This is a genomic window from Actinotalea sp. JY-7876, from assembly GCF_014042015.1.
Classification (GTDB): Bacteria; Actinomycetota; Actinomycetes; order Actinomycetales; family Cellulomonadaceae; genus Actinotalea.
The window spans coordinates 2,046,773-2,067,055 of sequence record NZ_CP059493.1 but is presented as its reverse complement, the minus strand read 5'-3'; the positions used below and the strand labels follow the sequence as shown (position 1 = coordinate 2,067,055).

21 protein-coding genes are annotated in these 20,283 nt (G+C 74.4%); 8 read left to right on the top strand and 13 right to left on the bottom strand.

The window, feature by feature from the left end; translation table 11 throughout:
• The first annotated feature begins 75 nt into the window (after window positions 1–75).
• Both H2O74_RS09665 and fgd read left to right on the top strand, forming a co-directional pair.
• Entirely contained in the window at window positions 76–1,638 is a 1,563-nt protein-coding gene (locus H2O74_RS09665) for a hypothetical protein (protein ID WP_182111396.1), read from the top strand.
• A gap of 63 nt (window positions 1,639–1,701) precedes the next feature.
• Window positions 1,702–2,715 (top strand): glucose-6-phosphate dehydrogenase (coenzyme-F420), encoded by a 1,014-nt coding sequence (gene fgd / locus H2O74_RS09660; protein WP_182111395.1) that lies wholly within the window; start codon window positions 1,702–1,704, stop codon window positions 2,713–2,715.
• Between the two features lie 19 nt (window positions 2,716–2,734).
• Here fgd and H2O74_RS09655 read toward each other — a convergent pair whose 3' ends face one another.
• The 6 genes from H2O74_RS09655 to H2O74_RS09630 all read right to left on the bottom strand — a co-directional run bounded on the left by H2O74_RS09655 (window position 2,735) and on the right by H2O74_RS09630 (window position 9,282).
• Window positions 2,735–4,048: an alkaline phosphatase gene (locus H2O74_RS09655; RefSeq protein WP_182111394.1), complete on the bottom strand. Its 1,314-nt coding sequence runs from the start codon at window positions 4,046–4,048 to the stop codon at window positions 2,735–2,737.
• Between the two features lie 124 nt (window positions 4,049–4,172).
• Window positions 4,173–4,532 carry a hypothetical protein gene (locus H2O74_RS09650; RefSeq protein ID WP_182111393.1) on the bottom strand — a complete coding sequence of 120 codons (360 nt, stop codon included), beginning with the start codon at window positions 4,530–4,532 and terminating at the stop codon, window positions 4,173–4,175.
• Window positions 4,533–4,638: 106 nt separating this feature from the next.
• Window positions 4,639–6,117 carry an FGGY-family carbohydrate kinase gene (locus H2O74_RS09645; protein ID WP_182111392.1) on the bottom strand — a complete coding sequence of 493 codons (1,479 nt, stop codon included), beginning with the start codon at window positions 6,115–6,117 and terminating at the stop codon, window positions 4,639–4,641.
• Window positions 6,114–7,127, bottom strand: coding sequence for a zinc-binding dehydrogenase (locus tag H2O74_RS09640; RefSeq protein WP_182111391.1), 1,014 nt, complete (start codon window positions 7,125–7,127; stop codon window positions 6,114–6,116). Before H2O74_RS09640 ends, H2O74_RS09645 begins: the two co-directional genes overlap by 4 nt.
• 125 nt (window positions 7,128–7,252) lie before the next feature.
• Complete coding sequence (locus H2O74_RS09635; RefSeq protein ID WP_220457940.1) at window positions 7,253–7,906, bottom strand: response regulator transcription factor; 654 nt, start codon at window positions 7,904–7,906, stop codon at window positions 7,253–7,255.
• A complete protein-coding gene (locus tag H2O74_RS09630; RefSeq protein WP_182111390.1) occupies window positions 7,903–9,282 on the bottom strand; it encodes a sensor histidine kinase in 1,380 nt (459 codons plus the stop codon). The genes H2O74_RS09635 and H2O74_RS09630 overlap by 4 nt, the downstream gene beginning before the upstream one ends.
• 169 nt (window positions 9,283–9,451) lie before the next feature.
• Here H2O74_RS09630 and H2O74_RS09625 point away from each other — a divergent pair, with 169 nt between their 5' ends.
• Window positions 9,452–10,231, top strand: a complete 780-nt coding sequence (locus H2O74_RS09625; protein ID WP_182111389.1) for a DUF4352 domain-containing protein — start codon at window positions 9,452–9,454, stop codon at window positions 10,229–10,231.
• A gap of 62 nt (window positions 10,232–10,293) precedes the next feature.
• On the opposite strand, the gene H2O74_RS09620 is transcribed toward H2O74_RS09625, so the two are convergent.
• A complete protein-coding gene (locus H2O74_RS09620; protein ID WP_182111388.1) occupies window positions 10,294–10,782 on the bottom strand; it encodes a hypothetical protein in 489 nt (162 codons plus the stop codon).
• A 400-nt stretch (window positions 10,783–11,182) separates the two neighbouring features.
• On the opposite strand from H2O74_RS09620, the gene H2O74_RS09615 reads away from it, so the two are divergent.
• From H2O74_RS09615 to H2O74_RS09600, 4 genes are all read left to right on the top strand, one after another.
• Window positions 11,183–11,749 carry a hypothetical protein gene (locus H2O74_RS09615; protein WP_182111387.1) on the top strand — a complete coding sequence of 189 codons (567 nt, stop codon included), beginning with the start codon at window positions 11,183–11,185 and terminating at the stop codon, window positions 11,747–11,749.
• Window positions 11,750–11,843: 94 nt separating this feature from the next.
• Complete coding sequence (locus tag H2O74_RS09610; RefSeq protein WP_182111386.1) at window positions 11,844–12,083, top strand: hypothetical protein; 240 nt, start codon at window positions 11,844–11,846, stop codon at window positions 12,081–12,083.
• A complete protein-coding gene (locus H2O74_RS09605; RefSeq protein WP_182111385.1) occupies window positions 12,025–13,020 on the top strand; it encodes an alpha/beta hydrolase in 996 nt (331 codons plus the stop codon). The genes H2O74_RS09610 and H2O74_RS09605 overlap by 59 nt, the downstream gene beginning before the upstream one ends.
• The gene (locus tag H2O74_RS09600) at window positions 13,020–13,586 is read left to right on the top strand and encodes a hypothetical protein (RefSeq protein ID WP_182111384.1); all 567 of its coding nucleotides are present in this window, start codon (window positions 13,020–13,022) and stop codon (window positions 13,584–13,586) included. The genes H2O74_RS09605 and H2O74_RS09600 overlap by 1 nt, the downstream gene beginning before the upstream one ends.
• Before the next feature lie 789 nt (window positions 13,587–14,375).
• Here the strand turns inward: H2O74_RS09600 and glnA are convergent.
• Window positions 14,376–15,800: a type I glutamate--ammonia ligase gene (glnA, locus tag H2O74_RS09595; RefSeq protein WP_182111383.1), complete on the bottom strand. Its 1,425-nt coding sequence runs from the start codon at window positions 15,798–15,800 to the stop codon at window positions 14,376–14,378.
• Window positions 15,801–16,028: 228 nt separating this feature from the next.
• Between glnA and H2O74_RS09590 the strand changes: the two genes are divergently transcribed.
• A complete protein-coding gene (locus H2O74_RS09590; RefSeq protein WP_182111382.1) occupies window positions 16,029–16,529 on the top strand; it encodes an RDD family protein in 501 nt (166 codons plus the stop codon).
• A gap of 10 nt (window positions 16,530–16,539) precedes the next feature.
• Here H2O74_RS09590 and H2O74_RS09585 read toward each other — a convergent pair whose 3' ends face one another.
• The 5 genes from H2O74_RS09585 to H2O74_RS09565 are packed head-to-tail and all read right to left on the bottom strand — an operon-like array spanning window position 16,540 to window position 20,251.
• Window positions 16,540–17,169: a bifunctional 2-polyprenyl-6-hydroxyphenol methylase/3-demethylubiquinol 3-O-methyltransferase UbiG gene (locus tag H2O74_RS09585; RefSeq protein WP_182111381.1), complete on the bottom strand. Its 630-nt coding sequence runs from the start codon at window positions 17,167–17,169 to the stop codon at window positions 16,540–16,542.
• Between the two features lie 32 nt (window positions 17,170–17,201).
• Complete coding sequence (locus H2O74_RS09580) at window positions 17,202–17,927, bottom strand: DUF4191 domain-containing protein (protein ID WP_182111380.1); 726 nt, start codon at window positions 17,925–17,927, stop codon at window positions 17,202–17,204.
• A 16-nt stretch (window positions 17,928–17,943) separates the two neighbouring features.
• Window positions 17,944–18,945, bottom strand: a complete 1,002-nt coding sequence (gene lipA / locus H2O74_RS09575) for a lipoyl synthase (protein ID WP_182111379.1) — start codon at window positions 18,943–18,945, stop codon at window positions 17,944–17,946.
• A 4-nt stretch (window positions 18,946–18,949) separates the two neighbouring features.
• Window positions 18,950–19,630, bottom strand: coding sequence for a lipoyl(octanoyl) transferase LipB (gene lipB, locus H2O74_RS09570; protein ID WP_182111378.1), 681 nt, complete (start codon window positions 19,628–19,630; stop codon window positions 18,950–18,952).
• 9 nt (window positions 19,631–19,639) lie between these two features.
• On the bottom strand, window positions 19,640–20,251 hold the full coding sequence (locus H2O74_RS09565) for a MarR family winged helix-turn-helix transcriptional regulator (RefSeq protein WP_255491542.1): 612 nt from the start codon (window positions 20,249–20,251) through the stop codon (window positions 19,640–19,642).
• Window positions 20,252–20,283 lie beyond the last annotated feature (32 nt).

Genomic DNA, 20,283 nt, shown 5'->3' with positions numbered 1-20,283 from the left:
TAGTGCCGCAGGCGCCGTCCGGCCCGCGCAGAGCCTCCCCGGGCCCGGCCCGGCGCGCGGCGGTAATGTCCGGGAATGGGGCGACGTGGCCGACCGGGCGCGGGGCACGCGATGGTGGAGGTCGAGCTCGAGGCCGACGACGTCGAGGCGGGCTCGGTCCTCGCGGAGCTCGCCGCGCGCAGCCCCCACCACGGCTCGGCGCCCGCGGAGACAGCCGGCACGGTCGACGCCCCCCGGGCCCGACGTGGACCGCGCCTGCGGCCCCGGGTCGTGGGCGCCGTCGCGGTGCTGGGGATCGTCGCCGCGTGGGGTGCCCACGGCCTCCAGGCGCAGCGCGCCGAGGAACGCGCCGCGCGGGCCGGCGCCATCCCGGGCGTCGTCGCACCGCTCGACGAGCCCCTGGTCGCGACCTGGGAGGCGTCCACCGTGCTCGGCGTCTCGTGGACGGACGACCTGGTGCTGCGCTGGCAGGAGCGCATCGGGGGCGTCGAGCTCCAGGCGCTGGAGCCCGCCACCGGGCAGGCGCGCTGGAGCGTGGCGCGCGGCGCGACGGACGACGGCCGGGGCGTGGACTGGTGCGAGGGTGTGGCCGGTCGCGAGGAGCGCCCCGTGGTCCTGTGCTGGCGGGTCTCGCCCGTGGTCGTCCCGAACTCCGACGGCACGACCACGACCTTCGACGGCGAGCTGGTGACCCTCGACGCGACCGACGGCACCGTGGTCTCCGAGCACCCGACGGCCCTGCCGTCCTCCGGCTACGGCGTGATCGACGGTGACGCCGTGCTCGCGTACCGCGACGGTGACGTCGTGCGCGTCGTACGGACGGACCCCGTGACCGCGGAGGTGGTGTGGTCCCGCGAGCTGGCCCTGACCGCGCGCCAGCCGGACGGCTCACCGAGCGCCTGGGTCACGGTCGAGCACGACCTGGTCGTGGTGCACGGGCCGACGACCCTCGTGCTCGACGCCGACGGGGTGACCCTGGGGTCGTGGGACGCGCCGGACGTCGACGTCGAGGATGCCGACGCGCTGTCCCCGTCGCTGGAGGGTGCGCTCGTCGAGGTCACGGACCGGGGATTCGGTGCCTGGACGGACGTCATCGGGTCGAGGCGGGCCGCCACCGGCACCTGGTACGACCGCTCGGGTGCGGCGCTGAGCCCGGTGGAGGGCTTCCTCGCCGAGCCCGAGGTGAGGGACGCGAGCCTGGACCACGTGGTGCTCACCTCGAGCGGCGGCCGGGAGCTGCGCGCGACCGATACGCGGTCGGGCCAGGTGCGCTGGAGCGCGCCGCTCGAGGTCGGTCAGGTGCTGCTGCGGCGGGACGGGAGCGCGATCGTCGCCGACTCCGGCAGCGTCTTCTCGCTCGACCTGCTCACCGGCGCCCGCCAGTGGTCGGTCCCCGTGGCCGGCGCGCGCGCGGACCTGGGCACCGTGACCGACGGGCAGCGCGTGGTGCTGCTCGCGCGGTCCGACGGCCGGTGGGTCCTGCACGCCGTCGGTCTCGACGGCGTGCCGCTGTGGACCTCCGCGCTGCCGACGGCGGCCGCGCTGCCGGACGGCATCCTCGCCGGGATGCCCGTCCTGCTCGAGGTCGACGGCAGCCCCGTGCTCAACGGCAGCCAGACCATGGTGGGCCTGGGCTGACCGCGCGGTGCTCGGCGCGCGGCGCCTACGGTGGACGGGTCGGCCGTCGAGGAGAGGAACCGCATGACGCTCCGCCTGGGGTACAAGGCATCCGCCGAGCAGTTCGGCCCGCGCGAGCTCGTGGAGATCGCGGTCGCCGCGGAGGCGCACGGCATGGAGAGCGTCGCCGTGAGCGACCACTTCCAGCCGTGGCGCCACGAGGGCGGCCACGCGCCGTTCTCGCTCGCCTGGATGGCCGCGGTCGGCGAGCGCACCAGCACGATCCGGATCGGGACGAGCGTGCTCACGCCCACGTTCCGCTACAACCCGGCCGTGCTCGCGCAGGCGTTCGCGACGATGGCGGTGCTCTACCCGGGCCGCGTGTTCCTCGGCGTGGGGACGGGCGAGGCCCTCAACGAGATCGCGACCGGCTCGCGCCCCGCCGAGGAGCCCTGGCCACCGTTCAAGGAGCGGTTCGCGCGGCTCCGCGAGGCCGTCGAGCTCATGCGCACGCTCTGGCGCGAGGAGCGGGTCACCTTCCGGGGCGAGTACTACTCCACGCGTGACGCGTCGATCTACGACCGGCCCGACGGCGGCGTCCCGGTGTACGTCGCCGCGGGCGGCCCCGTGGTGGCGCGGTACGCGGGGCGGGCCGGCGACGGCTTCATCTGCACGTCCGGCAAGGGCATGGAGCTCTACACCGACAGCCTCCTGCCGGCCGTGGCCGAGGGCCTCGAGCGCGCCGGACGCGCGCACGACGACATCGACCGCATGATCGAGATCAAGCTGTCGTACGACCCCGACCCGGCGGTGGCGCTCGAGAACACGCGCTTCTGGGCGCCCCTGGCCCTGTCGAAGGAGCAGAAGCACGACATCGACGACCCGGTCGAGATGGAGCGCGCGGCCGACGCGCTGCCCATCGAGCAGGTCGCGTCCCGGTGGATCGTGGGCTCGGACCCGGACGAGGTGGTCGCCGGCATCGCGCCCTACGTCGAGGCCGGGCTGAACCACCTCGTCTTCCACGCGCCCGGGCACGACCAGCGACGCTTCCTCGAGCTCTTCGAGCGCGACCTCGCGCCGCGCCTGCGGGCCCTCTGACGGCGCCGTAGGCGCGGGGTCACCCCCGCCTGCCGCGCAGCGCGTCGAGGATGACGTCGTGCACGTTCGTGGCGTCCTGCGCGCGCGCCAGGCGCTGGGCCGAGGGGCCTTCCGCGGTCAGCGGCGTGGCGCCGCCGGTGTGGCCCGACGTCGTCCAGTCCACGACGAACTCCAGGTCGGAGCCCGCGACGGGGAAGGGGCCGTCCTCGAGGCTCTGCAGCACCTCGGCGCTCGTGCTGGTCGGGTCGCCCGACTCGTCGTCCGGGTCGACGTTCTCGATCGCGAGCCCGCCGGTCTCGTGGTCGCCGACGACCACGACCAGGGTTCCCGGGTGCTGGCGCGCGAACTCGTGGACCAGTGCCACCGTGGCGTCGAGGGCCTGGCCGGCCTGGATGGTCCGCGCGGCGTTGTTGTTGTGCGCCATCTCGTCGACGCCCTCCTCCTCGACCATGAGGAAGAAGCCCTGGCGGTCCTGGGAGAGCACGTCGAGCGCCTTCTGCGTCATGGTGCTGAGCGGCACGACCGGGGCGTACTCGTCGCCCGCGCCCTCCGGCGCCTGCTCGAACATCTCCTCGTTGGCGAACAGGCCGAGCAGCCGGTCGGCGTCGGCGGCCGCGAGCTCCTCGGGCGTGCTGACGTAGGTGTACCCCGACGCCTGCGCCCGCTCGACGAGGTTGCCGATCGTGCTCCGGCTGACCTCGGGTCGCGGGTCCGCCGGGTCGTCCGGGTAGGCGCCGGGGTCCCCCTCGGGGTACCACCAGTCCTCCCCGCCGCCGAGGATCACGTCGGGCCGGGTCTCCTCGATCATCTGGCGCGCGATCTCGGTCTGGTCGCCGCGGTCGGCGACGTGCGCACCGAACGCGGCGGGCGTCGCGTCGGTCACCTGCGCGGTCGTGACCAGGCCCGTGGCCTTGCGCAGGTCGCGCGCCTCCTCGAGGAGCGTGCGCACCGGCGCGCCGGTGAGGTCGACGGACACGGCCCCGTTGTACGTGCGCACACCCGTGGCGAAGGCGGTCGCGGCGGCCGCGGAGTCGGTCACGGCCTCCTCGGGATCCGCCGAGTCGGTGTGGGTCCACCCCGCGTACTCCAGGGAGTCCATGGCCAGCTCGCCGTCCTGACCGACGGTGGCCAGGCGCGTCGCCTCGCGCGCCGCGATGCTCAGGCCGTCGCCGACGAGCAGGACGACGTTGCGCGCCTGGTCGCGGCCGTTGCCGTGGCCGTTCCCCTGACCGTTCCCGCGGCCGTCGCCCTGGCCCCCGCCCGCGGCCAGGCCGATCGCGAGCACCGCGGCGCCCGCGGCCGTCGTCGTCCGTCGTGACGTGGTGAGTCCCATGTCGCCCCCTGGCCCGACGTCGTCGTCGGCCTCGATCCCGGCACTTCTCCGTACGGGTGAACGTACGCCGCAGGTGCCGGGGCGCACCAGGGTGGCCGGCCGACCGGACCGGGGAGCAGCCCCGTCAGGACCGCAGGGCGGTGGCGGCGGCGGCGAGGAGCGCGCGCACCGGCCCGGCGGCGTAGCCGGCCATGGCCAGGGCGAACCCGTCGGGGTGCACGTCGTCCGCCCGCAGCAGGGGCGGCTCGCCGGCGGCACGCCGGTCGAGCTCGTCCGCCGCCCGCCCCACGAGCCGCTCCACGGCCTCGGCCCGGTACCCGCGGCGCACCCCGGTGCGCGGCAGGGCGGCGAGTGCGGCGCGCAGCTCGGCGCCGGTGCGCGGTGGTGCCGGGCTCGCGGGCTCGCCGCTGCGCGCGGCCGTGTCGCGGAGCGCGCCCACCCCGAGGCCCGGGGCCCCCAGCGCGCGGCCGGTGAGGTCCGTCATGACCGCTCCTTCGTCGACGTCGGTGTCCACCTCGACATCGGCGCGCCGCGGGCCGGGCTTGACCACCCGGACGGGTGGTTCGCCGCGCCCCCTCGACCCCGGCGGCTCAGCCGGCGTCGTGCTCGCGCAGGTCCGCGAGCTCGGCGAAGACGTCGCGCAGCGCGGGGTAGAGACGGGACTGCGCGGCGAACAGCCGTGCGTAGACGTCGGCGGTGCGGGGGTCGGGCACGACGTCGTGGCCGTCCGGGAGGTGGACGTCGGGCGCGCCGCCCGCCAGGTGGCCGCGGGCCAGCGCCGCCGCGCCGGCCGCGCTGATCTCGCCGGCCGAGCAGACGCGCACCGTGCGCCCCGTGACGTCGGCGACCACCTGGACCCACAGCGGGCTCCGGGCGCCGCCGCCGACGGCGCGGACGACGTCGACCCGGTGCCCGGTCGCCGCCTCGAGGCGGTCGAGGTGCAGGCGCAGCTCGAACGCGACGCCCTCGAGGATCGACCGGTACAGGTGCGCGGGGGTGTGACGCCCGTGCCACCCGACGACCGCGCCGCGCGCGAGCGGGTCCCAGTGGGGCGTCTGGGCGGCGTTCCAGTAGGGGAGCGTCAGCAACCCCTCCGCGCCGGGCGGCAGGGCGGCGGCCGCGGCCTCGAGCGCGTCGCCGGGGGTCCCGCCGCCGAACTGCTCGCGGCACCACGAGGCGACGTAGGCGGCCGCGTTGAGCACCGTCTCGAGGGTCCACGTCCCCGGCACCATCCCGGCCAGGGTCCGGAACGCCGGGTCCCACCGGTACTCGGGCGAGGTGACCCCCAGCACCATGGAGGTGCCCAGGTTGAGGTAGGCGACGCCGTCCTGCGCCGCCCCCAGCGCCAGGCCGGCGGCCTGACCGTCACCGAGCCCGGCCACGAGCGGGAGGGGACCGGGCAGGCCCAGCTCGCCGGCCGCCCCCGCGGTGAGCAGACCCAGCACCTCGCCGTCGGGGACCAGCTCGGGGAGCTGGGCGGCGCGCACGCCGGCCAGCGCCAGCAGCTCCGGCGACCACTCGTGCGTGCGCAGGTCGAGCAGCCCGAGCGTGTCGGCCGACGCCGCGCTCGTCGCCCACCGGCCCGTGAGCTGCAGGCACAGGTAGGCCTGGACGTCGCCGACGCGCGCGGCGTCGCGCAGGACGGCCGGCTCGTGCCGGCTCAGCCAGGCGAGCTTGTAGATCGCGGGGGTGGTGTCCGGCGGCTTGCCCGACACGTCGTGGACACGGTCCGTGCCCAGCGCGGCGATCTCGGCGTGCGCGCGTGCGTCGAGCCAGAGGATCGCGGGCCGCAGGGCGGCACCCGTCTCGTCCAGGCACGCGAACGACTCGCGCTGGTGCGTCACGCACACGGCTCCGACGGCGGCCGGGTCGGGGAGCGCCGCGATCGCCTCCCGCGCGGCGTCGCGCGTGGCGTCCCACCACCGGGCCGGGTCCTGCTCGTGCCATCCCGGGCGAGGGCTGCTCGTGGTGATCGGACGGGAGGCGCTCGCGACCACCCGCCCGTCGGCGTCCTCCACGACGGCCTTGGCGGCGGTGGTCGAGCAGTCGACCGCCAGGACGAGCGTCATCGGCCCGGCGCGACGACGACCTTGAGGCCCTCGCGCGCGTGCGCCGCCCGGAACGCGTCGGCGGCGCGCCCGAGCGGGTAGGTGTCGCTCACGAGCGAGGCGACGTCGACCCGGCCGGACGTCACGAGCGCGATCGTCCGCGGGTACATCTCCTTCATGCGGCGCGACAGCTTCAGCGTCAGTCCCTTGCGGCGCGCGGCCGACGCCGGGAAGCAGGTCGAGTCCGCGTCGGGGATGCCCGCCAGCACGACCGTCGCCCCCGGGCCTGCGGCGTGCACGGCGAGCGCCACGGCGTCGTCGTTGCCCGCGATCTCGAGCACGACGTCGCCCCCGCGTCCGGCGGTGGCGTCGGCGAGCGCATCGAGGACTCCCGGGTGCGAGGGGTCCAGGACGACGTCGGCGCCCAGGCGCGCCGCCGCCTCGCGACGGTGCGCGAGCGGCTCGACGGCGACGACCCGCTCGGCGCCGGCCAGCCGCGCCAGCTGCAGGGCGCACAGCCCGATCGGTCCGCACCCCACGACGACCACCGTCGCGCCCAGCCGCGCCCCGCCGAGGTCGACGGCGTGCAGGGCGACCCCCAGGGGCTCGAGCATCGCCGCGTCGGCGTCGCTGAGCTCGTCGGGGACGGTGTGCAGCAGCTCGGTGGGCCACGCCATGAGCTCACGCAGCCCGCCGTCGTTGCGCCCGTGCCCGGCGAAGCGGACGGTGGGGCACAGGTTCCGGTTCCCGGCCAGGCACTGCTCGCAGCGCCCGCACGGGTCCGCGGGGTCCAGCGCGACGCGACGCCCGTGGTGCGGGCCGCCCTCGACGACGCCGGCGAGCTCGTGCCCGAGCACGAGCGGCTCCGACAGGGTGGCGTCGCCGATGCCGCCGTCGGCGAACCAGTGCAGGTCCGAGCCGCACAGCCCGACGGCGGTGACCCGCACGAGGCTCTCGCCCTCGCCCGGCACCGGCTCGTCGACCTCGTCGATCCGCAGGTCGCCGACGCCGTGCAGACGTGCTGCCCTCATCCTGGGTCCTCTCGTGTGGTCGACCCTCGTGCGCCTGGAGCCTACCGACCCAGGGGCGCGCGCTCACCGGGGTGCGCGGCAACACTGCCCGGTGGACGCGGCCTCGGCGGCGGCGGCTCGGCACGTCAGCCGGGCGTCAGGCCGGCACGGTCGACCAGGGTCGCGAGCTGCACCCGGTTCTCGAGCCCGAGCTTGGTCATCGCGCGGTTGAGGTGGGTCTTGACCGTGGCCTCGCTGCAGAACGTCCGTGCGGCGATGGCGGCGTTGGACAGGCCGGCGGCCGCCGCCGTGGCGATCTCCTGCTCGCGGTCGGTGAGGGCGCCTAGCCGGGCAAGCGCCTCGGACCGGCGACGAGCGCCGACGTCGGCCGTCACGTGGTCGACGACGGCGCGCGAGGCGCGGTCCGAGAGCCGGCTGCCGCCCGCCGCCACCACGCGCACGGCGTCAGCGATCTGCTCGGGTGCCGAGTCCTTGGCGAGGTAGCCGCGCGCCCCGGCGTGCACCGCGGCCAGCACGACGTCCTGGGCGTCGAAGGACGTCAGCGCGATGACCGCCGGCGGCTCCGGAAGCCGCTGCAGCGCCGCGGTCGCCTCGACCCCGGACATCCGCGCCATGCGCAGGTCCATGAGCACGACGTCCGGGTGGTGCGCCTGCACCGCAGCCACGACCTCGTCGCCGTCCGCCGCCTGCCCGACGACCGCGAGGTCCTGCTGCTCGAGGATCGTCTGCAGGAGCGTGCGCACGAGCGGGTCGTCTTCGACGAGCAGCACCCTGATCACGCCTGGATCGTAGGGTCCGCCTCCGACACGGGCGCGGCCGACGGCCAGGGCAGGTGCGCCGTGACGACCCAGGCGTCGCCCTGCGGGCCGGCCTCGACCGTGCCCCCCACGGTCGAGGCGCGCTCGCGCATGCCCACCAGGCCGGTGCCGGATCCGGGTGCCTGGGACGGTGCCTGGCCCGGGCTCATGCCGTTGCGCACCCGGACGTGGACGCCGTCACCCGGCGCCGCCCGCAGGTCGAGGTCCACGCGTGCGTGCGGCGCGTGCTTGAGCGCGTTGGTCAGGCTCTCCTGGACGATCCGGTAGACCGCGCGGGTCAGCGCGGCCGGCGCCCGCACGCCGTCCGTGACGAAGACCGTCGCGGCGATGTCGGCTCCGCCGTCGCGCGCCGAGGCGACCAGGTCGGCGAGGTCGGCCAGCGAGCGCCCGGGCATCGGGCCTGCCGTGAGCGGCACCTGGGCGTCGCGCAGGACCGCGATGAGGTCGCGCATCTCCTCCAGGGCCTGGTGTGCCGAGGAGCGCATCGACCGGGCCGCGTCCTGGACCTGCTCGCCGTCGGCGGTGAGCTCGAGAGCGGAGGCGCGCAAGGAGACGATCGAGAGGTGGTGGGCCACGGTGTCGTGCAGCTCGCGGGCGATGAGGTCCCGCTCGTCCTGGCGGGTCAGCTCGGTGGTGAGCTCCGCGCGCAGCTCCTGCACGGCGTGCGCCTGCTCCCGCTCCGCCCGGACCGCCGTGGTCGCGACGTGCCGCGAGCGGCGCACCAGCCCCGTGCCCACCGAGACGGCGAGGAGCAGGAGGCCCAGGACCGCGTAGCCGCTACCGGGCAAGGTCTGCACCTGGCCCGTCACGGGGTCGGCGGCCGAGAAGACGGCGTCGTGCGGCCGACGGGCCGCGTCGCGTGCGAGCGCCACGGCGGTCGCGGCGGCGGCGAGCGCGCCGCACCACCAGGCGGCGCGCGCCGACCGGAACGCGATCACCCGCGGGAGGACGACGAGCACGGCCAGGGCGTCGAGCGGCAGGAGGACGGCGGCGGCGCCGGTCACCACGGTCACCGCCACGGGGTGGCGTCGGCGCAGCGGGAGGCTCGCGCACGCCAGCACGCCGCCGAGCCACGCGAGGACGAGCAGCCCTTGCGGCGGCGCGCCCGCCCTGCCGTCGGCGTGCTGCGACGCGAACGCGACGGCGCCGGTCATCGAGAACACGCACACCAGCACGAGCGCGGCGTCCCCGACGCGGCGCAGCAGCAGGCGGTGACCGGTGAGCCGGCCCGGGGCCGGCACCGTCGCGGCTGCCGCCGGGATGCGGTGCGAGGGTGCTCGCCCGAGCAGCGCGCGCGGCCGGGCCGTCGTCGGTACCGCCGGTGGGGGACTGGCCATGGTCGGGACGGTAGGCCGCACCACCGACACGCCGCGTCCATCGAAGGGCCAGCCGGTGCGAGCCGGTCGGACGACGTGCCGGCCCCGTGGCCCCGGGGACAGTCGGTGCCGGCGCCCGGGACCGTGGCGCCGAGCCGACGCCCGAGATCGTCCCGACCAGGAGGCCCCCATGTCCGAGCCCCAGCACCCGTTCCCGCACCCGCCGCAGCCGGGCGCCGCGCAGCCGCCCCAGGGACCGCACGGGGGCCAGCCCTATGGTGTGCCGGGCGAGCCCCACGCGGCGCCTGGCCACTCCTACGTGGCGCCCGGGCAGCAGTCCCCGGCGCCGGGCGAGCGTCGCAGCTGGTTCGCCCGGCACAAGGTGCTCAGCACGCTCGGCGTCCTCGTCGTCCTGGGGATCGGAGCGTCAGCCCTCGGTGGGGGTGACGGCGACGCCCCGGCGGGTGCAGCCCCGACGCAGCCCGCGGACGCGCCGCTCGCGGAGGACGTCCAGGACGCGCAGGACGAGGCCACGCAGGACGAGGCCACGCAGGACGAGGCCGCCGCCGAGGCGCTCCCGGGCGTCGGCGCGACGGTCGCGGACGGGAAGTTCGAGTTCGTCGTCACCCAGGTCGAGGTGGGGGTGACGCGGGTCGGGGACGACATGTTCGGCCAGGAGGCTCAGGGCCAGTTCGTGCTCGTCCACCTCACGGTGACGAACATCGGCGACCAGGCGCAGTACTTCGACGGGTCGTCCCAGAAGGCGCTCGACGCCCAGGGGCGGACGTTCTCGGCCGACACCGGAGCGGCCATCTACCTCGGTGACGCCAACAGCTTCCTCAACCAGATCAACCCCGGGAACCAGGTCCAGGGCCTCGTGGTGTTCGACGTGCCGGTGGACGCCACCCTGACCCAGCTGGAGCTGCACGACTCCCCGTTCTCGGGCGGGGTCACGGTCGCCCTCGCGTGACCGGTGGTCACCGGCGGTCGCTCCCCGGGGCGAGCGGTCGCCGGTGGCCGCGAAGCCGTCGCTCAGCTCGCGTCCCGGCGCAGCTCCTCGCCGAGCCGGCGCAGGTCCCCGTCGAGCGTGTCGAACGCGCTCCGCACGTCGTCGGACACCTCCTCGCGCGCGTCCGCGATCTCATCCGTCGCGTCGTCGACCGCGTCCAGGGCCGCGTCGCGCACGGACCGGTCCGTGCTCTCCCGCGCGGACTCCGCGCGGTCGAGCGCCGCCTGGGCCTCGTCGAGCGCCTCCTCCGCCTCCCGGCGCACCTCGGTCCCGGCGTCCTGGACGCTCGCGCGCAGGTCGTCGATCTGGGTCTGCAGGTCGTCGAGGTCGACCGCCTCGGCGCTCTCGCTGCCGCCGGACTCATCGCCGCCGCTGCTGCCCCCGCCGTCCTCCGACGCGGAGCTCGTGGCGGCCGGGCGGTCGTCGTCCGGGTCGTCGTCCGGGTCGTCGGCGGCGCAGCCGGTGAGCGCCAGCGCTCCGGCGAGCGAGAGTGCGGCGACGGTCCTGCGCATGAGTGCCCCCTACGGCTCGTGCTGGTCCGTCCAGTCTCCGCCGCACCGCCTCACCCTGCGCGGCGAGCCGACGACAACAGGCAGGCCCCGGCACGGCCACACCAGGCGCCTCCTCGAGACGGTTGGGGCGTGGGAGCATCCTGCGCAGGGGGTGGCTGGTGGACACTTCGGGTGGCGCGGTTCGAGCCGCAGCTGTGCATCGCGGGGAAGCGAGGGCGCAGCGTCCTGGGGCTCGGGCGACGGGCGCCCTGGACGGTCCCCGTCGGCAGCTCCCAGGCGGCGTCGTCGCCGAGAGGCAGGGCTCAGGCCGCCCGCAAGAGCACGTCCACGCGGACGGGCGGTTCACGTCGGCAGTGATCATGGACGACCCCCACGTCGTCGCGCCCACGATGGACGTGCGGTGACGCAGCGCGCGACGGTGTCGGTCCCCGGCGTGGTGCTGCGGGCCGTCCTGGTCCTCGCGGTGGCCACCGGATGTTCCAGGGAGTCGCAGGTCGGGACGCAGTCCGATGAGATCCGCGAGCACGTGTTCACCACGGGCCGGCAGGCCGCGGCGCACATGGAGCGTGAGTACGCCGAGCTCGGTGTGAGCGTCGTGCACTTCCCCGAGCAGGACCGGTGGACGGACTGCGGGGAGGACCTCGCTGCGGACACCGAGGTCCCGGACGCGATCCAGTGGCTCACGACGTGGCAGTTCACGTTCGACACGCGCCGGGAGACGGCCTCTCTGATCGACGAGATCGGTGCGGTGTACGTCGCGGACGGCTGGGAACAGGGCGAGGACTCGGGCTCCGGGACCGGCCGATTGGTCACCTTCCGCCGGGACGGGTACGTGATGCTGTGGGGAGGGGACAGGGCGGTCGACCCGGACCGCGCGACCTTGTTGGGCCTGACCGTCGCAGGGCCGTGCGCGCCTGCTCCGCAGGACATCCGCGAGTGGACACCCGAGCCCGAGCCCGCACCTTGAGCAAGCCTGAGCAACGACGTCAAGGCTGCAGGCGCCGCGCAGGCAGTAGCCGTTCTCGCGACGGCTGCATTGAGCTCGGCTACCCTCACGCGATATGTCAGCAGTGACCCGAGATGTCGTCCGCGCCCTGGCTTCAGGCCTGGTCATCGGCCTGATCATCGTCGGCGTCTCCCACCTCCAGCACCGGGTCACGCCGCAGGTCGTGTGGTGCGCCGCCGCGGTGGCTGTGGCCGCAGCCGTCGTCAACTTCGTGCGGGCGCGCAGAAAGGCCACCAGTGAGCTGGAAGGCTCTGATCGGGGACATCGCCCTGGCGAGAATGCGCCGGGACGCTGAGGTCCCCGAGATCTACCCGCTGACGATCCCGCACGTCGCGGCGAGCGACCAGCAGCTGGCGGCAGCCGAGGAGCGCCTGGGCCACGCCCTCGACCCGCTCCATCGACAGCTGCTCACGTTCGCCAACGGACGGTCGCAGATGTTCGTCCACACCGACCTGCACTCAGCCGGCGAGCTCGGCGGTCGGGGAATCTGGTCCCTGCTCGGTGGCACCGGCACCAACGAGACGAAGATGCCCGGCCAGTACGACCGGGCGATGACGTTCGTCGAGGCGGCCGAACCGCGCGGAAGCCTGGCGGTCATCACCTACCTCGGCGGCCCCATGCCGCAGAGCATCACCGCCGACGCGCCCCACTCGCACTACGCACTCGACCAGGCCGGAGCGCTGCGGGACTTCGTCGCTGGCGTCGAACGGCCCGAGGGTGTCCCGCTCACGGTCGTCGGTCACTCCTACGGCGGGTCGGTCGTCGGTGCGGCCGAAGCTGCGGGGATGGTCGCCGACCGCATCCTGCACGTGGAGTCCGCTGGCGCGGGGCCGAACGTGTTCAATGTGCAGGACAATGCCGACCCGTCGACCCCGCGGTACTCCATGACGGCGCCAGGGGACGCGATCGGCGCCACCCAGGGCCTGCAGGCCGGTCCGTTCGGTCACGGCGCCGACCCCGACCTGCTCGACGGTGTCGTGCGCCTGGAGACCGGCCGCATCGACGCGGACGACCCGAACAGCGGCATCGTGCAGGGCTTGGCCTCCCACAGTGCGGTGTTCAACCGCGGGACGACAGCGTGGGAGAACGTCCTGGCGGTGATGACCGGTGGCGAGGCGACGATGTACACCGAGCCCGACATGCACATGTCCGCCGGCAGGCACCCGGTGGCCGTGCCGCACTACCCGATGTCCGACCCGGACTTCGTACCGCCGACGGTGCAGGTCCAGTGATGCATCGAGCGGGCGCGCGCTTGGCAGCGGGGATAAGCGCGCTGCTCCTGGCGGCGCTGACGGGCTGCGGCCCCGGAGAGGCGGAGATCGTGACCCAGTCCGACGACACCCGCGACGTCGTGTTCTCCACCGCGGCCGAGGTCGCAGCGAGCATCGAGCGCGACTACGCCGACGCTGGCGTGTCGGTCGTGCACTTCCCGGACGTCGAGGACCGGTGGTCGCAGTGCTCCGACGACCTCGTCGCCGACACCGAGGTCCCGACCGCCATCCAGTGGTCCTCGCACTGGTGGTTCGACTTCGACCCTCGCCGCGAGACCGCGTCGCTGATCGAGGAGGTCGCTGCGCCGTACGTCGCCGACGGGTGGGAGCCGGGCCGCGAGCTGCTCTCCGACGGAGGAGGTCGGTCCGTCGCCTTCCACAAGAACGGGTACGTGATGCGGTTGGGTGGGATGCTCGAAGCCGACCCCGACCGGGTGTCCTCCTTCGGCCTGACCGTTACAGGGCCGTGCATCCCCGCGCCGCAGGACATCCGCGAGTGGACCGCCGCGGGCACGCCGGCGCCGTGACCGCTTGGCCGACCGCTTGAACATGTCGCATCGTCGACCCCGCCACCCGCACGCGCCGACGGGGCGCCACCGCCCGCGCACCGTGGTAGGCGAAGCGTCCCGTGTCCGTCTGGATCCCTCGCCATTCGCGTGTCTGCTCAGCCCTGGTGTTCGGTGGCGCTGGCCGGACCCGCTTGCGACGGAGGGGGACTGCCTTGCCCGACTGCACTGATGCGGACCGGCAGGGATACCGCCAAGCCGCCGTACCGGCCCCGGGAGGTGCGAACCAGAAGCATCGTGTCCGGCAACGATGTCGGCCGTTGAGTCCGGAAGCGCCGGCAGGATGGCGGTCGTCGGGTCGCGCCAGGTCAGGTCAGGAACGCCGGAAGGTCGTGGCCGCCGTGGATGAGGCAGCGGTCCAGGCCGTGGTTGAACGCCTCGCAGGACGTCTCCGGGACGTACACGCAGTGGTGGCACGCGCCGGGGCTGGTGCCGCGGGTCCGAGGCCCCCGTCTGTGCGCCGAGCGACGCTGAAGGCCTGGGCGATGTGGCCCACGGTCCAGAACGGGGAGGTCAGGTCGTGCTCGTCGGAGCACGTTGTGGTTGTCATGACGAGACCGGTCCGGGACCAGCCTGTCGCGTCAATCACCGCACGCACGAGGCCCCCGGTGCGGCAGCATCCCCGTGCGGGGGAGTGCCGGACCGGGGGCCCGTATGGGACGACCTCATGGGCGAGCGTCCCGTCGACGCGAGGCGCGCCGCTGTTCGTGCAGGTCAGCGGACTGCGGCCGCCGCATGACGGCCCGCAGCTCAGACGTCGAAGTACAGCTCGAACTCGTGCGGGTGCGGACGCTGGCGGATCGGGTCGATCTCGTGCGTGCGCTTGTAGTCGATCCACGTCTCGATGAGGTCGGGCGTGAAGACGTTGCCCTCGGTCAGGAAGTCGTGGTCGGCCTCGAGCGCGTCGAGCGCCTCCTCGAGCGAGGCGGGGAGCTGCTCGATCTGGGAGTGCTCCTCGGGCGGCAGCTCGTAGAGGTCCTTGTCGACCGGCTCCGGCGGCTCGATCTTGTTCTTGATGCCGTCGAGGCCCGCCATGAGCATGGCGGCGAACGCGAGGTACGGGTTCGACGACGGGTCGGGCACGCGGAACTCGATGCGCTTGGCCTTGGGGTTCGACCCCGTGACCGGGATGCGCACGCACGCGGAGCGGTTGCGTGCGGAGTAGACGAGGTTGACCGGTGCCTCGAAGCCGGGCACCAGGCGGTGGTAGCTGTTGACCGTGGGGTTGGTCAGCGCCACCAGGGCGGGCGCGTGCTTGAGCAGGCCGCCGATGTACCAGCGCGCCATGTCGGACAGGCCGCCGTAGCCCTTCTCGTCGTAGAAGAGCGGCTCGCCGTTCTTCCACAGCGACTGGTGGCAGTGCATGCCCGAGCCGTTGTCCCCGTAGAGCGGCTTCGGCATGAACGTCACGGTCCGGCCGTTGCGGTGCACGACGTTCTTGACGACGTACTTGAAGAGCATCACCTTGTCCGCCGACGCCGCGAGGGAGTCGAAGCGGTAGTTGATCTCCGCCTGGCCGGCGGTGCCGACCTCGTGGTGCGACCGCTCGACCTGCAGGCCCAGCTTGTCGAGCTCGAGGCAGATCTCGTCGCGCAGGTCGGCGAAGTGGTCGACGGGGGAGACGGGGAAGTAGCCGCCCTTGTAGGGGGTCTTGTGGCCGAGGTTCCCGCCGTCCTCCTTGCGGCCGGTGTTCCACGCCGCCTCGATGGAGTCGATGTGGTAGTAGCTCTCGGACTGGCTCGTGTGGAACCGGATGTCGTCGAAGATGTAGAACTCCGCCTCGGGGGCGAAGAACGCGGTGTCGGCGATGCCCGTGGACCGCAGGTAGGCCTCGGCCTTCGCGGCGACCTGGCGCGGGTCGCGGCTGTACGGCTCGTCCGTGTACGGGTCGACGATCGACATGTTGACGTTCAGCGTCTTCTCGACGCGGAACGGGTCGAGGTACGCCGTCGAGATGTCGGCGAGCAGCTTCATGTCCGACTCGTGGATGGCCTGGAAGCCGCGGATCGAGGAGCCGTCGAACATCTGGCCCTCGGTGAAGAACGCCGTGTCGACCGTCGAGGCCGGGACGTTGAAGTGCTGCATCACGCCAGGCAGGTCGCAGAAGCGGACGTCGACGAACTTGACGTCCTCCTCCTTGATGAAGGCAATGACCTCATCGGCCGAACTGAACATCCGGTGCTCTCCTTGGTCTCGCGCCTCGCGCGATCGGACGTCACGGGGGTACGTGCTCGTGGCGTGCTGCGGGTCGAACGTCGGTCCCGACCGTAGACCGGGGCGGTTTCCCCTCGGTGTACCACGTGTTTCCGCCGCGTTACCTGGGAGGCGGGTCGCGGCCCCGGACGCCGCGAGCCGCGCCGGGAGCGGGACCGCGTGCCCGAGCGCCTGTCCTACGCTCGTAGCGTGGCACCACGACGGGAAGACCTCGGTTCCTGGCTCGAGGGTACGCCGGGCAGCCCGGCGTCCGACGGCGGGTCGCGGCTCGGCCTCCCGGCCGAGGGCCCGGGCTCGCAGGCGTCCGTCCTGCGCCGCCTCGTCGGCCTGTGCATCGACTGGGGCGTCGCGCTCGCGGTCGCGGCCCTGCTCTTCCCGGACCCGTCGAGCGAGCTGCCGGGGATCCTGGCGGCGGACTCCACGGCCACGCTCGCGGTCTTCGCGGTCTCGACGATCCTGCTCGTGGCGACGCTCGGCTCGACGATCGGCCACCGGGTCGCCGGGCTGCGGGTCGTGCGCCTGGCCGACGTGCGGACCGGCACGCAGCGCGCTGCTCTCGCCGGCCCGGGCCTCGTGCCGGCGCTCGTGCGCACGGTGCTGCTGTGCCTGGTCATCCCCGCCGTGATCTGGGACGGCGACGGTCGCGGCATGCACGACGTCGCCGCGGGCACGGTCATCGTCCGCCGCTGACGTCGGGCGCTCAGGCGGGGGAGCGCCACACCAGCGTGTACCGCCAGTAGAGGCCGAGGCGCACCACCGCCCCGGGCAGCAGCTCACGCGCCGCCTCCCGCACCTCGCCGTAGGTGGTGGTCGCGTCGGCGAGCGGGACGTCGGCGTTCCAGCCGGCCCGGCGCGCGTGGGCCCACCGTGTCGCGACCATGCCGAGGGCGCCGACCGCCCAGTCGAGCGGCGCGGACGGGTTCGACAGGCCGACCACCACGAGCGCCCCACCGGGCGCCACGAGGCCGCGCAGCCGGGCGATCCCGTCGCGCAGCGGCAGGTGGTGCAGCGTGGCGACGCACGTGACGAGGTCGAACGGCCCGCCGAGGTCGGCGGTCATCGCGTCGCCGGTGACGTAGCGCAGCAGCGGCGAGTCGGCCTGGGCGCGCGCCCGGTCCACGACGACGGGGGAGGCGTCGACCCCCACGACCTCGCGCGTCGCGGCGCCCGCCAGCCGCCGCGTCAGCAGGCCCTCACCGCAGCCGACGTCGAGCACCCGGCCCCACGGCGGCGGCGCCGCCCGCGGGATGCGCCGGTGGTAGTGCGTGTTGTGGTTCCAGAACGGGTCGCGCGACGGCGCGGGCAGGGCGGTGATCGGCGTCGTCGTCACGCCGCCATCGAAGCAGCCGCGTCAAGGACCGGTCAGCGGCCGCGCATGCCCTTGCGGTCGGGGCGGGCGCGGTAGGGGTCGATGCCCTTGGGGACCGGCAGGCGCGGGCCGCCGAGGGCGCGCAGGCGCTTGGTGATCTCCGCGACCTCCTGCTTGGTCAGCGTCCCCTTGAGCTTCTGCACCGTCTTGGCGAGCTTGGGCAGCGGGACCTGGCCCTCGCCGTTGCCGGACTGGATCAGGATCACGGGCACGTTGGGCAGGATGCGCGTGATCTTGCGCTTCTCGGCCTCGAGGAGCTTGCTCTGGCGGCCGCCCGGGCCCTCGCCCACGAGGACGACACCGGCGCGGCCGATGCCCCGGAACACCAGGTCCTGGGTGCGCGGGTCCACGGCGGCGGGCTCCTCGGGGAAGTCCCAGCCCCGGCGGATGGTGCGCAGGGCCGACAGGCTCGCGCCCGGCTGCCCCTCGAGGCGCCGGTAGGCGGCCTTCTCGGCGCGGCGCGCGAGGATGAACATGCCCGCGAGCACGGCGAACGGCACGCCGACGACCAGCGCGTAGATCGGGTGACCCGTCACCTGGCCGAGCACGACCGCGATCGCCACCACGGCCGCGAAGGCGCCGAGGACCCACCACGTCACCGCCGGGTCCGCCTGGCGGGTCATCGTGTACGCCTGCCAGACCTGGTGGTACCAGCGGGTCTTCTTCACCTTGGGAGCCTTGGCCTCCGGGGAGGACTCGCTCGAGCGCTGACGGGCCATGGTCGCGAGTCTAGTGTCAGCGGGCGAGCAGGCTCGACGCCTCCTGGCGGGACGCGCGCTGCTCGGCGAGGTGCGCGAGCCCCGCGGGGATCGTGTCGCCGCGGCGGGTCATGGCCTGGGCCCACAGGCGCCCGGCCCGGTAGGAGGAGCGCACGAGCGGCCCGGACATGACGCCGGCGAAGCCGATCCGCTCCGCCTCGTCGGAGAGCGCGACGAACTCCTCCGGGCGCACCCACCGGTCGACGGGGTGGTGGCGCACGGACGGGCGCAGGTACTGCGTGATCGTGACCAGGTCGCAGCCCGCGTCGTGCAGGTCCTGCAGCGCGGCGGCCGCCTCCTCGTACGTCTCGCCCATGCCGAGGATGAGGTTGGACTTGGTGACCAGCCCGGCCGTGCGGGCCTGCGTGAGCACCGACAGCGACCGGTCGTAGCGGAAGCCGGGACGGATCTGCTTGAAGATCCGGGGCACCGTCTCGAGGTTGTGCGCGAGCACCTCGGGCCGGGAGGAGAAGACCTCGGCGAGCAGCTCGGGCACCGCGTTGAAGTCGGGGATCAGCAGCTCGACGCCCGTGCCGGGGTTGAGCGCGTGGATCTGGCGGACGGTCTCCGCGTAGAGCCAGGCGCCGCCGTCGGGCAGGTCGTCGCGGGCCACGCCCGTGACGGTCGAGTAGCGCAGGCCCATGGCCTGGACGGACTCGGCCACGCGGCGCGGCTCGTCGGCGTCGAAGTCAGCGGGCTTGCCCGTGTCGATCTGGCAGAAGTCGCACCGTCGCGTGCACTGGTCGCCGCCGATGAGGAACGTGGCCTCGCGGTCCTCCCAGCACTCGAAGATGTTGGGGCACCCCGCCTCCTCGCACACCGTGTGCAGGCCCTCGCGCTTCACCAGGCCCTTGAGCTCGGTGTACTCCGGGCCCATCGTCGCCCGGGTCCTGATCCACTCGGGCTTCTTCTCGATCGGCGTGGCAGCGTTGCGGGCCTCGACCCGCAGCATCCTGCGTCCCTCGGGTGCGATCGTCACGTGATCACCCTACGGCAGTCGTCCCACGACGTCCGGGGCGGGCGGACGTCACGGTGCCCAGCGCCCGCTCCAGGTGGCCCACGAGCAGCGGCGTCACCTCGGGGATCGTCACGCGGCGCCCGGTCTCGGCGCTCAGGGTGGTCACGTCGGCGTCGTCGATGCCGCACGGCACGATCCGCCCGAACGAGGCGAGGTCGGCGTCGCAGTTGAGCGCGAGCCCGTGCATCGTCACGCCGCGCGCCACGCGCACGCCGATCGCGGCCACCTTGCGGTCGCGCCGGCCCCGATCGTCGGCGGGGAACCAGACGCCGGACCGGCCGTCGACGCGCACCGCGGCCAGCCCGAGGTCCGCGCACGTGTCGATGACGGCCTGCTCGAGCGCCCGCACGTAGGCGACGACGTCGACCGGCTCGGCGAGCCGGACCACCGGGTAGGCGACGAGCTGGCCGGGCCCGTGCCAGGTGATGCGCCCGCCGCGGTCGACGTCGACCACCGGCGTGCCGTCGACGGGCCGGTCCCACGACGCGGTGCGCCGGCCGGCGGTGTAGACGCTCTCGTGCTCGACCAGCAGGAGCGTGTCGGGCGCCGCGCCGTCCGCGACCTCGGCGTGCACGGCGCGCTGGCGGTCCCACGCCTCGTGGTAGTCGACCAGGCGCCGGCCCAGGTCCAGGCTCACGACGTCCATGGAGCGACGCTACCCGGCGTCCGACGGCGCCGGCGGCGTCCGGCACGCGTCGTCGGACGTGCCGTCGGGTGCCTCGTCCGGGACCTCGCCCGGCGGCACGTCCCAGGCCCGGGGGTGCCCGGCCATCATCACGGCGAGGATCTCGCGCAGCTGCCCGACCTGCTCCGCGCTCAGGCCGCGGACGCTCAGCTCCTCGGCGAAGCGCGGGTCACCGGCCTCCTGCAGCGCGCGGAAGCCCTCCTCGGTCAGGGCGACGTCGTTGCGGCGGCGGTCGTTCGCGTGCGTGCGGCGCTCGATGTACCCGGTGCGGTCGAGGCGGGCGATGATCCGGCTCATCGTCTGCTCGGTGACCCCGGAGCCCGCGGCCAGCTCACGCTGGGACCGGGGGCCGGCGGCCAGCAGGAACAGCACCGGCAGGGAGGCGTGGTTGAGGTCCCACGCCGCCAGGTGGGCGTTCCAGTCGCGCTCGATGCGCCGCGCCACCGCGGAGATGAGGCGGCCGGTGGGCCACCGGTGGGTAGGGATCGGCTGCCCGGGGGCGGGTGCACCGTCGCCCCAGGCCTGCTGGGTGGCGGCGCTGCGGAGGTCCTCCGGTGCGCCGTCCACGGTCCGAGAGGTCACTGCCGACCCTTCTGGTTCAACCTACGGCGGTT

Coding starts and splice junctions, on each gene's coding strand:
- H2O74_RS09645 (WP_182111392.1), bottom strand. CDS start 6,117: ATGACGCTCGTCCTGGCGGTCGACTGCTCGACCACCGCCGCCAAGGCC.
- lipB (WP_182111378.1), bottom strand. CDS start 19,630: ATGGACGTCGTGAGCCTGGACCTGGGCCGGCGCCTGGTCGACTACCAC.
- H2O74_RS09620 (WP_182111388.1), bottom strand. CDS start 10,782: ATGCGCAGGACCGTCGCCGCACTCTCGCTCGCCGGAGCGCTGGCGCTC.
- H2O74_RS09625 (WP_182111389.1), top strand. CDS start 9,452: ATGTCCGAGCCCCAGCACCCGTTCCCGCACCCGCCGCAGCCGGGCGCC.
- H2O74_RS09630 (WP_182111390.1), bottom strand. CDS start 9,282: ATGGCCAGTCCCCCACCGGCGGTACCGACGACGGCCCGGCCGCGCGCG.
- H2O74_RS09650 (WP_182111393.1), bottom strand. CDS start 4,532: ATGACGGACCTCACCGGCCGCGCGCTGGGGGCCCCGGGCCTCGGGGTG.
- glnA (WP_182111383.1), bottom strand. CDS start 15,800: ATGTTCAGTTCGGCCGATGAGGTCATTGCCTTCATCAAGGAGGAGGAC.
- H2O74_RS09655 (WP_182111394.1), bottom strand. CDS start 4,048: ATGGGACTCACCACGTCACGACGGACGACGACGGCCGCGGGCGCCGCG.
- H2O74_RS09665 (WP_182111396.1), top strand. CDS start 76: ATGGGGCGACGTGGCCGACCGGGCGCGGGGCACGCGATGGTGGAGGTC.
- H2O74_RS09640 (WP_182111391.1), bottom strand. CDS start 7,127: ATGAGGGCAGCACGTCTGCACGGCGTCGGCGACCTGCGGATCGACGAG.
- H2O74_RS09610 (WP_182111386.1), top strand. CDS start 11,844: ATGTCAGCAGTGACCCGAGATGTCGTCCGCGCCCTGGCTTCAGGCCTG.
- H2O74_RS09600 (WP_182111384.1), top strand. CDS start 13,020: ATGCATCGAGCGGGCGCGCGCTTGGCAGCGGGGATAAGCGCGCTGCTC.
- fgd (WP_182111395.1), top strand. CDS start 1,702: ATGACGCTCCGCCTGGGGTACAAGGCATCCGCCGAGCAGTTCGGCCCG.
- H2O74_RS09580 (WP_182111380.1), bottom strand. CDS start 17,927: ATGGCCCGTCAGCGCTCGAGCGAGTCCTCCCCGGAGGCCAAGGCTCCC.